Source organism: Gemmatimonadetes bacterium SCN 70-22 (assembly GCA_001724275.1).
GTDB lineage: Bacteria > Gemmatimonadota > Gemmatimonadetes > Gemmatimonadales > Gemmatimonadaceae > SCN-70-22.
Genome location: MEDZ01000060.1, coordinates 1 through 14,302, shown reverse-complemented (window position 1 = coordinate 14,302; position 14,302 = coordinate 1). Strand labels below are relative to the sequence as shown.

Here is a 14,302-nt window from a genome sequence, read left to right as displayed (position 1 = left end):
CAGGTCGATCTTCAGGCTGGTGCTGGCAGTGTGAACTTCCGTGTTCATGGGCATGCCGCCATTGGCGGTGCCGCCCTTGTCGGCCAGGAAGTTCATCTCATGATCGGTGTCGCGATAGTCCGCGCGCCAGTCGATCGAGCCCCAGAGGAATGTGCCCTGCCAGCGCCCGTTCAGGAACCAGCTCTTGTTGGACGTCATGTCCATATACTGGTTGGGGAAGCCCTCATAAGGCGAGAAATGATAGCCGCCCTTCAACTCGAACAGGCCCAGGACGCTTTGCAAAGCCAGCGCGAGGGCATGGTCGGTCTTGGCATATTCGGTGGAGCGCACGACGCCGCGATTGCCGCCATCATAATTGCCCGCCTGCGTGTAGGAGCCGGTATAGGTCGCGCTCAGATGCTGCCCTGCCGCCGTGAGCGACAGCGCGCAGCGCACGGCCCGTTCGCTGGCGCAGGCGCGCGACCTGGTGCGTTCGCTCGCGTCGATCGACGAGCGCATGCGCGAGCGCACGGCGCGCGGCGGAGCGGAGGGGCGTGACGAGGTGGGAGGACGGCAGGGAGACCAGGGGGAGCGCGAGGCGCCGGGCCAATCGAGGGCGCTGGATCGCGAGGGTGAACAGGGCCAGAGCGGTCGGCAGGGCCAGGCGGGCCAGGCGGGCCAGGCGGGCCAGTTGGGGGAGGGGAGCCGGCAGGGGCAATTCGGCCAGCGGGGGGCAAGCGGCCAGGGGGGCGCTGGCGGGGAGCGGGGGGGCACCGGTGGCCCGATGCCTAACGGTGGCCGTCTCGGTGGGGAGGGACAGGGGGCGCCTGGAGGGGGACGCCTGTCCTCCGACGACGTGCGGCAATTCTCACGTGAGCTGCGGGCGCAGCGCGAAGGTGCCGAGGGACTGCGACGCGACCTCGCCCGGGACGGGCGCTCGACCGCGGACCTCGACCGGTTGATTGCGAGCCTGCGCCGGCTGGAATCGGGGCGCGTCTTCAGCGACCCCGAGGAATTCGCCCGTCTGCGTGTGGCGGTGCTCGAGGGGTTCAAGGAGTTCGAGTTCACGTTGCGCCGGCAACTGGGTGAGCGCGAGCGCCAGGGCCCAGTGCTGGGAGGAGGGGACGACGTGCCCCCTGGGTATCGCGATCTCGTGAGCGAGTACTTCCGGGCGCTCTCCCGAAAGGGGAAGCCCTGATGCATCTTTTACCGAGCGCCGAGGGAGACCGCCCCTGGCGCGTCTCACTCCAGGCAACGCCCTCCATGTCACACGTACACGTGATTCGTACCACCGCGCCCGACGGCACCGAGTACGCGCCGTACTACCAGACCTACATCGGGCACGTCCCCGCAGGCGACATCGTGGAGACGCTCGCCACCGCCGGCGAATCCGCGACCGCATTCCTTCGCGCCATCCCCGAGGAGAAGGGGAGCGCGCGCTACGCACCCGGCAAGTGGAGCATTCGTGAGGTCATCGGCCACATCACCGACGCCGAGCGCATCTTCACGTATCGCGCGCTCCGCTTCGCGCGTGCCGATGCGACGGCGCTCGCCCCGTTCGACGAGAACGCGTACATCGCCAACGGGAGTTTCGACGAACGGTCGCTGGCGTCGCTGATCGACGAGTTCGAGGCGGTCCGGCGCGCGTCCGTCCTGCTGTTTGCCTCCCTGGATGCCACCGAGTGGCTGCGGGTCGGGACGGCGAGCGGGAAGCAGATGAGCGTGCGCGGGGCGGCGTGGGTGACGGCGGGTCACGCCATGCATCACGTGGGGATCCTGAAGTCGCGCTACCTGTGAGTGCGCCGGAGGTCTGGCTGCGCGGGGCACTTCCGGACATCGCCCCCATCCTGCAACCGGCCGCGCATGCGGTGATGCAGGTGCGGGAGGAGCTGGAGCGGCTCCTCCCCACGCTTTCGGCGGACGAGGCGTGGGTCGCCCCCGGTGGGGCGGCGAGCGTCGGATACCACGCGCGTCACCTGGCGGCGGCCACCGACCGACTCCTGACGTATGCGCGCGGAGAGTCGCTGTCCGAGGCACAGCGGGCGCGATTGGCACTCGAGAAGGCAGTGCCAGAGCCTCCTCCGAATGGCGCGGCCCTCCTGGACGAGGTCACCCGGGCCCTCGACGACGCGGTGCAGCAATTGCGCGACTGGTCCACGCATCCAGGGACTCTCCTCGCGGCTCGCGAAGTGGGGCGTGCCCGGCTCCCCACGACGGTCCTCGGCCTCCTGTTCCATGTGGCCGAGCATGCGCAGCGGCATGCGGGGCAGGTGGCGACGACGGTGAAGGTGGTACGCGGGGGGCGAGCTCCAGCGAGCTCGACCTAACGACGGGCGCGCGGTGGCGTTGCGGCCGTCGGCCTCTGCGGCCTAGCTTCCGATGAGGGGCGGGCTGGCTGGCTGGCTGGCTGGCTGCGGCCCGCCCGCCCGCATCATTTCGATGGAGAGGTTGCATGGTACCGTCATTCCGCCTCGGAATCCCGGTCGCGTTCGCCCTGTCCGCCGCGGCGCCACTCCTGGCGCAGGACGCGCCCAAGCCACGTGAGTTCACCGCTGATGTCGGCTATGTGAGCACGACGGGCAACACCGAGATCAGCGCCCTCAACCTGGGGGAGAAGCTGGTCCTCCGCCGCGGCCGGTGGGAGCACCGCCAGGCGTTCGGGTCCGTCTACGCCAGCCAGGACGGCAAGCAGACGTCGAACCTCGTCTTCACCAATTGGCGAAGCGATTGGGGCTTCCATCCGCGGCTCGCCCTCTTCGGATACGTCGGCTTCGACCGCAACGAGTTCGCCGGGATCTCGCGTCGTTTCGAGGAGGCGGTGGGACTTTCGGCCAAGCTGCTCACCCGTCCCAACGACCAGTGGACGGTGGAGGCGGGGCTGGCGCTCAATCAGCAGCGCGCGACGACGGGATCCACGCTCGACTTCTCGTCCGTGCGGAGCGCGACGACGTTCAAGCACCTGTTTTCGGCGCACGCCTACTTCTTGCAGCTGGTGGAGTACCTCCCCAGTCTCGAGGATGGGCCGGACTACCGCATCAACTCCGAGTCGGCCATCGTCGCCCCGCTTTCGGAGCACATCGCGATGAAGGCGGGTTACGTGGTCCGCTTCGACAACCTCCCCGAGGCCGGGCGCCGGAAGAGCGACCGGATCCTGACCTCGGGGCTGCAGTTCAACTGGTAGCGCCTCGTCAGGCGCCGCCGCCGGGCCGCACATCGCCGGGCCGCACATCGCCAGGCTGCACGCCGCCGGGCCGCACATCGCTGGCGCGGGGGACGTCGTGCAGCCGGACCGGCGCCTCCTCGTGCGCGCGCAGGCGCAGGTTGAGCATCTCGACGAGTACCGAGAACGCCATCGCGAAGTACGTGTACCCTTTCGGGATGTGCTGGCCGAGTCCCTCGGCGACGAGGTTCGTCCCGATGAGGACCAGGAACGCCAGCGCCAGCATCTTGACCGTGGGATGGTCGTCGACGAAGTCGGAGATCGGCGTCGCGGCCATCAGCATGACTCCGAGGGCGATGACGTTGGCGGCGATCATCACCTCGACATGGTTCGACATCCCGACGGCGGTGATCACCGAGTCGAGGGAGAAGACGATGTCGACGAGCATGATCTGGACGATCACCGCGGTCATCGTCGCCCCGGCCCTGGTCGACGCATCGGCGTGTGCCTTCCCCTCGAGCTTGTCGTGGATCTCGTACGTCGCCTTGGCGATGAGGAACAGGCCACCCACGAGGAGGATCAGCGAGCGTCCACTCAGGCCCACGCCCATCACGGTGAAGAGCGGGGTGGTGAGTTTCACGATCCACGCGATCGACAGGAGCAGGAGGATGCGCGTGAAGAACGCGCCTAGCAGCCCCAGTCGACGCGCCCGGGCCTGGTTGTCGCGCGGAAGTTTCGACGACAGGATCGAGATGAAGATGATGTTGTCGATGCCGAGCACGATCTCGAGCACCGTCAGCGTCAACAAGCCGATCCAGGCTTGGGGGTCGGCGAGCCATTCCATCAGCGAGGTCTCTGGACTGGGGTGGGGAGGGCGCGCCGTGTGGCGCGCACGTGAGGACGCGAGAAGATAGCGGGTCTCGGTCGCGGGACGAGCGCGCGGCGACGCGACATCCCGTGGGACCGGCTACGGCGTGAGGTCGGACTGGTAGGTGTTCACGAACTCCAGGAAGCGCGACACCTGCAGGATGTCCCGCCCCACGAACCGCACGGTGTGGGCGTCGACCCGTGTCACGATCGGGAGATAGGTCAGGATCTCGGCCACCCGGTAGTGCTTGAAGGAGATGTCGGCCGTGACCGCGCCCGGCAGGACGAAGGGGGCGATGCGCGCGCGCTTCTCGATCCCCGTCCTCACCCGCTCACGAATCATGGCCTGCGCGGCCTTCGGGGTCATGGTGGCCGCGGAGTGGAAGGAGATGGCGCGCTTGACGACCGCCCCTTCCATTCCAGCTGCAAAGCGTTGGACCTCCTCCACTGCGGCGTCGTCGCCCGAGACCATCACCACCGGGACGCCGAAGTGCCCCGCGATCGCGGCATTCATCCCTCCCTCGGGGACCTGGCGCCCGTTGAGCGCCACGCCCGTGAGGGTCGCGCTCGACATGGTGTGCGCGCGCACGCCGCGCACGTTGGCCGTGCTGGCGTGATACCCGATGAAGACGGCCGCGGAGAAGGTGGAATCGATCCCCTCCATCATCATGAGCGGCCGCGGCCAGGACCGAACGATCGTGACGTCGTCGGGGAACTGGTCGATGAGGAGGTTCTGCCCGTTGCCGTGCGAGTCGCTGACCACGATCTCCGTCGCCCCCGCGTCGCGCGCCCCCTGAATGGCCGCCAGCGCTTCGGCGGTCATGAACTCGCGCGCGCGCTGGTACTCGAAGCCGCCGGGCCCCAGCTGTTCGCTGCTCACCACGCCGGTGATGCCCTCCATGTCCACCGAGATGTAGACCTTGAGCGGGCGCTGGGCCTGCACGCCGAGTGGGGCAGAGAGCAGGACGGCCGAGGTGAGAAACGAGAGGAGTGGGCGCTGCATCTGGTGATCTCGTGGAGAAGTAGGTGCCGAACGCTGCACGCCGGATCGCCCGCGCACAACGGGGCCGCCGGGACTCCACGCTTCCGGGGGCCGTTAACTTGGCGCATGCGCGTGTGTCGCGCCCCCTCCGCTCCCCATGCCCATGCGTCCATGAGCGACTCCGATCTCCGGTATCCCATCGGCCGGTATACTCCCCCCGCCGCCTACTCGCCCTCGTGGCGGGCGTCCTGCATCGCGCAGCTCGCCGCCGCACCGGCGGCGCTGCGCGCCGCGCTCGACGGGCTGGCCGACGAGCAGCTGGATACCCCGTACCGCCCGGGAGGCTGGACGGTGCGGCAGCTGGCGCATCACGTCCCCGACTCGCACCTCAACATGTACATCCGCCTCAAGTGGGCCCTCACCGAGGATCGTCCCACCATCAAGGCGTACGACGAGGTGGCGTGGGCCAAGCTGCCTGATAGCACGACGACACCCATCGAGGTGTCGTTGCGCCTGCTGGACGCCGTGCATGCGCGAGCCGGCCACATCTTTGCGGCGATGTCGGAGCGGGACTTCGACCGGGAGTACGTGCATCCGGAGAGCGGCCCCCACCCGCTGCACCACCTCGTTGGCCTCTACGCCTGGCACGGACGCCACCACGTGGCGCACGTCACGACGCTGCGCGCGCGGATGGGGTGGTGAGTGATCCGAGAAGCCGAGAGGACGACAAGCCGAGAAGCCGAGAGGGGCGGGGGCCGGTTGCCCCTCCCCATTCGCACCGGTAGGATCACGGCATGATCCCCGTTCGCCTCATCGCGCCGCTGGCGCTCGCCTCGCTCGTCGCCGCCGCCGTCCCCCGGCGCGCGGCGGACACCGTGGTCCTCGTCGTGCGGCACGCCGAGAAGGCGGGGCCCAGCGGCGACGTGCCGTTGTCCGCCGCTGGTGTGGAGCGTGCGCGCGCCCTCGTGGACATCGCGCGCGAGGCCGGCGTCTCGGCCATCATCACCACGCAGTTCCAGCGCACGAAGATGACCGCCGCCCCCACGGCGCAGGCGTTAGGCATCCAGGGGGAGGTGATCGAGGCGCGAGGGGGAGTGCCGGAGCATGCCAAGGCGATCGCCGACGCGATCCGGGAGCGCTACCGGGGTCGGGCGGTGCTCGTCGTGGGACACAGCAACACCGTCCCGGCCATCGTCCATGCTCTGGGTGGGCCCAGGCTCCCGGACATTTGCGACGACTACTACGACGACCTCTTCACGGTGATCGTAGCGGCCGATGGGACGGCGCGGTTGGTGCACGCCAAGTACGGCGCGCCGTCACCGGTCACGGCAACCTGCGCGGCGATGCGGTAGCGCTCGGGGGAGGTCGGGAGGGCGCCGAAGGGGGTGGGTGTCACTTCGTGGGGACAGCGAGCTGTCAGCTGGCGGGGACGATCATCCCCAGAATTCCGGCATTCCCCCCGCAGACGCCTGTGGCCTGATCCCTGCATATTTTCGAGGCGTCGGTCACACTCCGACCGACTCCGTCTCGACCGTCCTGATTCCGGGGGCAACGATGCGCACCAGTCAGTTGCGAATGCTCCTCCCGCTCGCGCTCGTCGCGGCGGCCTGCGGTCGAGGCGCTTCCGGCTCGTCCGCATTGCCCGACGACCTCAAGAAGGACCTGGAAGCGTCGTCCACGGCCAAGCCGGAATTGGCGGGGAGCGGCAGCGGATATCAGGCCATGCAGGTCGTGTCGGACCTGGAGCAGGTGAACGGGTCGGTGCCGGTCCAGCGGGCGAGGACTCCGCGAAAGGTGGCCGCGCGGTCGGCGAACCTTCAGGAGAAGCAGTCGCAGACGCCGGCCCCCGAGACGTCGCAGGATCTCCAGGTGGCGCAGGCCCCGGCGGCGGCACCGCAGGCCCCAGCCCCGGAGGCCGACGTACCCAGCGTCCCCTCGGTCGCACCTCGCCCGGCGGCCCTCCCCGTCGACGTGCCAGCGCAGGGGGGTGGGGGCGGGGGGTACGGTGATGGAGGGATCGGGACCGGTCGTGGTGACGGGCGCGGCGTCGGCATCGGTGACGTGATCGGCGTGGTGATCCGAGGGGGCGGCGTGGGCCCCGATCACTGCCCACCCAGGCGTCGCGGCGGTCGTCCGCGCTTCCCCATCCTCCCGTAATCCCGCCCCGAGCGGCGGTAGCTGGAGCGAAGGAGGGGCGAGGGAGCGTTAGGCTCCCTCGCCCTTCGTGCGTCATCCCCTGGCCCGCATCGTTCGCTGCCCGGCGTGCGGCGCCGAGCGCCTCCGCGCGCACCACGACTGGCGGCCCGGGGGGACGTCGCGCCATACTCCGCCACCGGCGCGCGCACCGTAGGCGCGCGCTGCACCCACGCTGCCCACCCGGAGACTCGTGCTCAAGAAAGACTACCCGGATCATCACGACGCGGACCTCGTGCTCAAGCTCTACGAACTCCGCCGCGAGAGCGTCATGCGCGATTCACGCCGGCAGCTCAACGCCAGCTTCTGGCCGACGTCGTTCGACGAGGTCCTCGCCATCACGAAGTACGACCATCCCCTCAACGAAGCCTTCCGGCAGTGCACGACCTACTGGGAGATGACGTACGCCATGGCCCGGCACGGTGTCATGCACGCGGAGTTCATGCTCGAGAGCTGTGGAGAAGGGCTGCTCCTGTATGCCCGCATCGAACCGTGGCTCTCGGAGTACCGCGCCAAGGTGAGCGCACTCGGCTTCCGCAACGCCGAGTGGGTGGCCAATGAGACGGAGATGGGGCGGGTGATCATGGAGCGATTCCGCAAGCGGGTGCAGGAACGGCGGTCGACGCAGGGGAGGGCGTAGCCATGGCGCGGAACAAGGCCGTCGCCGATCCGCAGCCGTTCGCCGTCCGCCGCTCCGCCATTCAGGGAAGGGGAGGCTTCGCCTCGCGTGACATCCGGAAGGGCGAGCGCATCGTCGAGTACAAGGGCGAGCGCATCTCGTGGAAGGAGGCGGACCGCCGCTACGAGGACGACCGGATGGGGCGCCACCACACGTTCCTCTTCGCCGTGACGTCGCGCACCGTCATCGATGGAGCGGTGCAGGGGAACGATGCGCGCTTCATCAACCACTCGTGCGACCCCAACTGCGAGGCGGTGGATGACGGCGGGCGCATCTTCATCGAGGCGATGCGCGACATTGCAGCCGGCGAGGAGCTCTACTACGACTACGCCTACGCCCGCGACGAGACGACCACCGAGGAAGACGAGCAGCTCTACGTCTGCCGCTGTGGCTCGTCGACGTGCCGGGGGACGATCCTCGAGCCCCCCAAGCGGGGGCGCGCGCTGTCGCGCACGCACCACGCGGCGGCGCGCCACCCGCACGAGCACCTGGGTGGAGCCGCGAGCACGGGCGGGGCGGCCGGCGCGACGGAGTCGAAGCGCGCCAAGCGGGCGAAGCCGCCGCAGCGGGCGAAGCCGCCGCAGCGGGCAAACGGGCCGGATCGCGCGAAGGGGGCGAAGCGGGTGAAGGGGGCGAAGCGGGTGAAGGGGACGAAGAAGGCAACAGGGGCCAAGGAGCCGAATGGAATGAAGCGGTCCAAGGGGACGACGCGGTCCGAGGCGACGACGCGGGGAAAGGTCTCCAAGCGGGGAAAGCCGGGGGGACGCGGGACGCGGTCCGCCGGCCAGTCGCTGGCGCGGCGATGACCGCGGGCGAGGCGATGCTCGCGCACCCCTCCATGCGCGCGCTCCTCACGGGGGCGATCGACTACGCCGGGCTCTTTCCGCCGGCGTCGCTCGATCTCTCGACGGTCGTCGCGAACTACCGCGCCTATCGCGATGGTCCCGATGGCTGGGCGCTCGGCCGCCTGGTCGTCCCCGTGGCGCGGCTCGATGAGCTCGCCGACGTGGCGGCCCCGTCCTGGACGACAGCGGGATTGCGCGCTGGCGCGTGGCGCCTGAGCGTACTCGTCGGGGACGATTTCGCCGCCAACGCATCGAGGATCGACGGCTTCAACGCGAGACATGCGGGGCATGCGGGGCATGCGGGGCATGCGGTCGTCGATTGCGTCGAGACGCGGGCCGCAACGGTCGAGCAGGTGCGCGCGCTCGCCGGCGTGTTCGACGGATTGCAGCACTTCGTGGAGCTCCCGGTCACGGTCGAGCTCCCCCCGCTGATGGCCGCCGTGCGCGACATCGGCGGCCGCGCCAAGATCCGGACCGGGGGCGTGACCGGCGACGCCTTTCCTGCGGCGCGTGACGTCGCCCGCTTCCTTCGCGCCGCGGCCGACGCGGGTGTCCCCTTCAAGGCGACGGCCGGGCTTCACCACCCGTTGCGCGGGGAGTATCGGCTCACCTACGAGCCGCTCAGCCCCCGCGGGACGATGTTCGGTTACCTGAACGTCTTCCTCGCGGCCGCGCAGGCGCGCGACGGTGCTCCGGTGGAGGTGCTGGTGAACACGCTGGAGGGGCGCAACCGCGCGATGCTCGGTATCACGGACGAGGAGATCCGGTGGGAAGGAGGGCGGGCGTCGGCCGCGGCGCTGACCGCGACACGGGAACATTTCGCCCTTGCGTTCGGCAGCTGCTCGTTCCGCGAGCCGCTGGACGATCTCGACACCCTGTACGACCGCTGACTCATGCTCAACGAGACGCATGCACCACACCTGCGCTCCTGGGTCGCCAGCGCCAACGATGGCGTGAGCGACTTTCCCGTGCAGAACCTCCCGTACGGGGTCTTTCGCCGGCGCGGGAGCGACGAGCCGTGGCGGGTGGGGGTCGCCATCGGGACGATGATCCTCGACGTGGCGGCGGCGCACGCCCATGGAGTGCTGGATGGCGAGGCCTCGCGGGCGGCGACGACCTGTGCCTCCCCGTCGCTCAACGGGCTCATGTCGTTGGGACCGTCGGCCTGGACCGCGTTGCGACGCGCGGTGAGCGCGCTGCTGCGCGATGACACGGTGAGCGGGAAGGCGGCCCAGCCCCTCGCGCCGGCGCTGCTGGTGGCCCAGCACGATGCGGACGTGCGTCTACCGGCGGACATCGCGGGATACACCGACTTCTACGCCTCGGTGTACCACGCCACCAACGTGGGGGCGATGTTCCGCCCCGACAACCCGCTCCTTCCCAACTACAAGTGGGTCCCCATCGGCTATCATGGCCGGACGTCGTCGATCGTGATCAGCGGGACGCCGATCAAGCGCCCGGTGGGGCAGCTGGGCGGCGAGGGGGGGGCGCCCCCGGTGGTGGCCCCCACGCGCCGCCTCGACTACGAGGCGGAGCTCGGAGTCTTCGTCGGCCCGGGCAACTCGTTAGGCGGCACGATCCCCATCGACGAGGCACCGCAGCAACTCTTCGGGGTCGCCCTCCTCAACGACTGGTCGGCCCGCGACATCCAGGCGTGGGAATACCAACCGCTGGGGCCGTTCCTCGCCAAGAACTTCGCCACGACGCTCTCCCCCTGGGTCGTCACGTTCGAGGCCCTGGCGCCCTTTCGCGTCCCGGCGTATGCGCGACCGGCCGGGGACCCCGCGCCGCTCCCCTACCTCCTGGATGCAGGCGACCAGGCCCATGGGGGCGTCGACATCACCGTCGAGGTCTGGTTGCGCAGCGCGCGCATGCACGCCGCCGGCGAGGCCCCGGTGCGGCTCTCGAGCGGGAGCGCGCGCGACATGTACTGGACCATGGCGCAACTCCTCACCCACCACGCCAGCAACGGGTGCAACCTGCAGCCGGGCGACCTGCTGGGGAGCGGGACCATCTCCGGTCCGGAACGTGGAAACCGGGGGTGCCTCCTCGAGCTGACCTGGCGGGGGAGCGAGCCGGTGCGGCTCCCGAATGGCGAGGAGCGGCGCTTCCTCGAGGACGGCGACGAGGTCACGCTGCGCGGGCATTGCACGCGACCGGGATATGTTCGCATCGGCTTCGGCGACTGCACGGGCGAAGTGCGCGCCGCCAGTACCGCCACCTTCTGACCCTGGAGCACGGCATGGAAATCGTGGAAACCAGCGCCGCGCCGCTGCCGGCCGGCCACTACTCGCAGGCCATCGTGCACGACGGCGTCGTCTATGTCGCGGGGCAGCTCCCCATCGTCCCCGGGAGCAGCGACCGCACCGTGGGATCGATGGAACAGCAGACGGAGCAGACCCTGCGCAACGTGGAGGCGATCCTGAAGGCGGCAGGGAGCGGCCTGGACAAGGTGCTCCAGATGACGATCTACGTGAGCGACATCTCGCTCTGGGGCGAGGTGAACATCGCGTATGCGCGCGTCATGGGCGCACACAAGCCGGCCAGGGCCGTGGTCCCGGTCAAGGACCTGCACTACGGGTACCAGATCGAGATCCAGGCGGTCGCGGCCCGGTAGCGGAGCGTGAGCCAGCGACGGGCGCACGCGGCCCGGCGCGCGCGCTGGCGTGGGGCGTGGGGCGTGGGGCGCGGCGCGCGGCCGGCGCGCCGTGGCGAACCGGGGGGCGAAGGCGACCACTCGAAACGAGGGAGGCACTGATGCGGCACGTGCTCGGGCTGATCCTGGCGATCCAACTCTTCCTTGCAGCGCCACTCGGGGCCCAGGACTCGGCGTTCACGCGCACCGACGCCATGATCCCGATGCGGGACGGGGTGAAGCTGTACACCCGCATCTTCGCGCCCACGGCCGGATCGGGCCCCTTCCCGTTCATCTTCATCCGCACCCCCTACGGGATCGACGGATCGAGTCCGCAGAGCGTGGCGCGCAGCTACGACTTCCTGGCGCGCGACGGCTACGTCTTCGTCTTCCAGGATATCCGAGGGAAGTTCCACTCCGAGGGGGCGTTCGAGATGCAGCGCCCCCCGCGCCGCGACCGCAGCGACCCGCGGGCCATCGACGAGTCGACCGATGCGTATGACAGCATCGAGTGGCTCGTGCACAATGTGCCCAACACCGTTCCGCGCGTCGGCATGACCGGGGTGTCGTATCCCGGATGGCTCACGGCGATGGCGATGCTCGACCCGCACCCCGCGCTCAAGGCGGTGTCGCCGCAGGCGTCGCCGGCCGACATGTGGATCGGCGACGATTTCCATCACAACGGGGCGTTCCGGCTGAGCTATGGCTTCGAGTACGCCACCATGATGGAGAGCGGGAAGGACGTGCAGCAGTTCCGCTTCGACACCTGGGACACCTACGACTGGTACCTTCGCCTGGGGTCGCTCGCGACCGTCAACGACTCGATCCTCAAGGGACGGATCCCGACGTGGAACGACTTCGCGCGGCGGCCGAATTACGATGCCTTCTGGCAGCGGCAGGCCATGACGGGATACCTCGCGCGCGTCACCGTCCCCACCCTGAACGTGGCGGGGTGGTGGGATCAGGAGGATTTCTACGGCCCCATCACCATCTACCGCGAGCTGGAACGGCGCGACACCAGCCGCCAGAACTTCCTGGTCGTCGGGCCGTGGAACCACGGCGGCTGGATGCGAGGCGACGGAAGCTCGTTGGGCCCCATCCAGTTCGGGCAGGCCACGGGGCAGTTCTTCCGGGATTCCATCATGGCGCCGTTCTTCGCCCAGCACCTCCACCAGCGCGGTGCGGTGCACCTGGCGGAGGCGACCGTCTTCGAGGCCGGGAGCAACACGTGGCGGCGCTACGACGCGTGGCCGCCGCGCGCCGGGGTCACGCCACGGGCGTTCTACTTCCGGGAGCGGGGGCGCCTCTCCACCGAGCCGCCGCCGCGCGCGACGGCCGCGTCCGCCGCACGCGAGTTCGACAGCTACGTCTCGGATCCCGGCAAGCCGGTGCCGTATCGCGCCCGCCCCATCCCCGCCACCTACGACCCCCGCGGCTCCGGCTGGTCCACCTGGCTCACGGAGGACCAGCGCTTCGTCCACAACCGCCCGGACGTCCTCAGCTACGACACCGGCGTCCTCGACGACGACGTCACCATCGCCGGGGACATCAGCGTGACCCTCCACGCCGCCACCACCGGCAGCGACGCCGACTGGATCGTGAAGCTGATCGACGTCTACCCCGACACGGGCATGTCGCCGCTGCGAATGAACGGCTACCAGTTCATGGTGGCCAACGAGGTGTTCCGCGGGCGCTTCCGCCAGAGCTTCGAGCGCCCGTCGCCCATCACGCCGAACACGGTGACGGAGTTCACCGTCGACCTCCACACGCAAGCCTACACGTTCAGGAAGGGGCATCGGGTGATGGTACAGGTGCAAAGCACCTGGTTCCCCCTCATCGACCGCAATCCGCAAAAGTTCGTCCCGAACATCTTCGAGGCGAAGGCCAGCGACTTCACCGTGGCGACGCAGCGCATCCATCGCTCGGCGCGCCATGCGTCGAGGATCGTGCTCCCGGTCGTGAGTCGGGTGGCACAATAGGCGTGGCGCAATAGGGGTGGCGCAGTGGGGGTGGTGCAATCCCGTGGCGTACCCTCCCATCTCGCGGCGCGGACGGACGACGTCCAGATTCCGGCGCAGGCATCCAACCCGACTTCCGACATGTCGCACGATCTCTCCGGCAAGGTGGCCCTCGTCACTGGCGCCACCCGTGGCATCGGGCGCGCGATCGCCGAGGCGCTGGCCGGCGCTGGCGCCCACGTCATCGTCTCCTCGCGCAAGGAGCCGGCCGTCCACGAGACGGTCGCCGCCATTCGCCGTGCCGGTCACTCCGCCGAGGGCGTCCCCTCGAACGTCGGGCGACTCGAGCAGCTACACGCCCTCGCCGACCAGGTGCTGGCGTCGCACCCGGCGGTCGACATTCTCGTCAACAACGCTGCGGCCAACCCCGTCTACGGCCCGGTCGAGCAGACGTCGCCCGAGGCATTCGCCAAGATCATGGACGTGAACCTGCGCGCGCCCTTCGAGCTGGCCAAGCGGTTCCTCCCCGGGATGACGGAGCGCGGCGCGGGGACGATCATCAACCTCTCGTCGATCGGCGGCGTCTCGCCAGAAGCGAACCTCGGGATCTACAGTGTGAGCAAGGCGGCGCTCATCAGCCTCACGCAGGTCATGGCCCGCGAGTGGGGGGCGCGCAACGTGCGGGTGAACGCCATCTGTCCCGGCCTCATCAAGACCGACTTCAGCCGCGCCCTGTGGGGGAACGAGGCGGTGCTGGCCAAGGCGATGGCGGCCCAGCCGCTCCCTCGCATGGGAATGCCGGAGGACGTCGCCGGGCTTGCGCTCTTCCTCGCCTCGGACGCGTCGTCGTTCTGTACCGGCGGGGTATACATGGTGGACGGCGGCATCACGATCTGAGCCGCTTGCACCCGCTCCCACCCGCTCTCACCCGCTCCCGCTCGCTCCCACCGGCTCCCGCTCGCCCCCACCCGCTTCCGCTCGCTCCCAGCGCCTCCCGCTCGCCC

15 protein-coding genes and 2 pseudogenes are annotated in these 14,302 nt (G+C 69.6%); 14 read left to right on the top strand and 3 right to left on the bottom strand.

The window, feature by feature from the left end:
• Positions 1-498: pseudogene (locus ABS52_18375) on the bottom strand (hypothetical protein).
• On the opposite strand from ABS52_18375, the gene ABS52_18370 reads away from it, so the two are divergent.
• The 4 genes from ABS52_18370 (at position 497) to ABS52_18355 (ending at position 3,160) form a co-directional block, all read left to right on the top strand.
• Positions 497-1,177: a hypothetical protein gene (locus tag ABS52_18370; GenBank protein ODT00554.1), complete on the top strand. Its 681-nt coding sequence runs from the start codon at positions 497-499 to the stop codon at positions 1,175-1,177. The pseudogene ABS52_18375 and the gene ABS52_18370 sit on opposite strands and share 2 nt — an antisense overlap.
• A 65-nt stretch (positions 1,178-1,242) precedes the next feature.
• Entirely contained in the window at positions 1,243-1,776 is a 534-nt protein-coding gene (locus ABS52_18365) for a hypothetical protein (protein ODT00553.1), read from the top strand.
• Positions 1,773-2,306 (top strand): hypothetical protein, encoded by a 534-nt coding sequence (locus ABS52_18360; protein ODT00552.1) that lies wholly within the window; start codon positions 1,773-1,775, stop codon positions 2,304-2,306. Before ABS52_18365 ends, ABS52_18360 begins: the two co-directional genes overlap by 4 nt.
• Positions 2,307-2,431: 125 nt before the next feature.
• Entirely contained in the window at positions 2,432-3,160 is a 729-nt protein-coding gene (locus ABS52_18355; protein ID ODT00551.1) for a hypothetical protein, read from the top strand.
• 124 nt (positions 3,161-3,284) lie between these two features.
• Here ABS52_18355 and ABS52_18350 read toward each other — a convergent pair.
• A pseudogene (locus ABS52_18350) lies at positions 3,285-3,986 on the bottom strand (hypothetical protein).
• Between the two features lie 120 nt (positions 3,987-4,106).
• Positions 4,107-4,907 carry a hypothetical protein gene (locus ABS52_18345; GenBank protein ODT00555.1) on the bottom strand — a complete coding sequence of 267 codons (801 nt, stop codon included), beginning with the start codon at positions 4,905-4,907 and terminating at the stop codon, positions 4,107-4,109.
• A gap of 252 nt (positions 4,908-5,159) precedes the next feature.
• On the opposite strand from ABS52_18345, the gene ABS52_18340 reads away from it, so the two are divergent.
• The 10 genes from ABS52_18340 (at position 5,160) to ABS52_18295 (ending at position 14,195) form a co-directional block, all read left to right on the top strand.
• On the top strand, positions 5,160-5,690 hold the full coding sequence (locus ABS52_18340) for a metal-dependent hydrolase (GenBank protein ID ODT00550.1): 531 nt from the start codon (positions 5,160-5,162) through the stop codon (positions 5,688-5,690).
• Positions 5,691-5,782: 92 nt separating this feature from the next.
• Positions 5,783-6,340: a hypothetical protein gene (locus tag ABS52_18335; protein ID ODT00549.1), complete on the top strand. Its 558-nt coding sequence runs from the start codon at positions 5,783-5,785 to the stop codon at positions 6,338-6,340.
• Between the two features lie 223 nt (positions 6,341-6,563).
• Complete coding sequence (locus ABS52_18330; GenBank protein ID ODT00548.1) at positions 6,564-7,145, top strand: hypothetical protein; 582 nt, start codon at positions 6,564-6,566, stop codon at positions 7,143-7,145.
• 271 nt (positions 7,146-7,416) lie between these two features.
• Positions 7,417-7,821, top strand: a complete 405-nt coding sequence (locus tag ABS52_18325) for a hypothetical protein (protein ID ODT00547.1) — start codon at positions 7,417-7,419, stop codon at positions 7,819-7,821.
• Positions 7,822-7,823: 2 nt separating this feature from the next.
• Positions 7,824-8,666, top strand: coding sequence for a hypothetical protein (locus ABS52_18320; GenBank protein ODT00546.1), 843 nt, complete (start codon positions 7,824-7,826; stop codon positions 8,664-8,666).
• Entirely contained in the window at positions 8,663-9,595 is a 933-nt protein-coding gene (locus ABS52_18315) for a hypothetical protein (protein ODT00545.1), read from the top strand. The genes ABS52_18320 and ABS52_18315 overlap by 4 nt, the downstream gene beginning before the upstream one ends.
• 3 nt (positions 9,596-9,598) lie before the next feature.
• A complete protein-coding gene (locus ABS52_18310; GenBank protein ODT00544.1) occupies positions 9,599-10,933 on the top strand; it encodes a fumarylacetoacetase in 1,335 nt (444 codons plus the stop codon).
• 14 nt (positions 10,934-10,947) lie between these two features.
• Positions 10,948-11,322 (top strand): enamine deaminase RidA, encoded by a 375-nt coding sequence (locus ABS52_18305; GenBank protein ID ODT00543.1) that lies wholly within the window; start codon positions 10,948-10,950, stop codon positions 11,320-11,322.
• 140 nt (positions 11,323-11,462) lie between these two features.
• The gene (locus tag ABS52_18300) at positions 11,463-13,319 is read left to right on the top strand and encodes an X-Pro dipeptidyl-peptidase (protein ID ODT00542.1); all 1,857 of its coding nucleotides are present in this window, start codon (positions 11,463-11,465) and stop codon (positions 13,317-13,319) included.
• A 120-nt stretch (positions 13,320-13,439) separates the two neighbouring features.
• Positions 13,440-14,195, top strand: coding sequence for a short-chain dehydrogenase (locus ABS52_18295; GenBank protein ODT00541.1), 756 nt, complete (start codon positions 13,440-13,442; stop codon positions 14,193-14,195).
• The last annotated feature ends 107 nt before the right edge of the window (positions 14,196-14,302 follow it).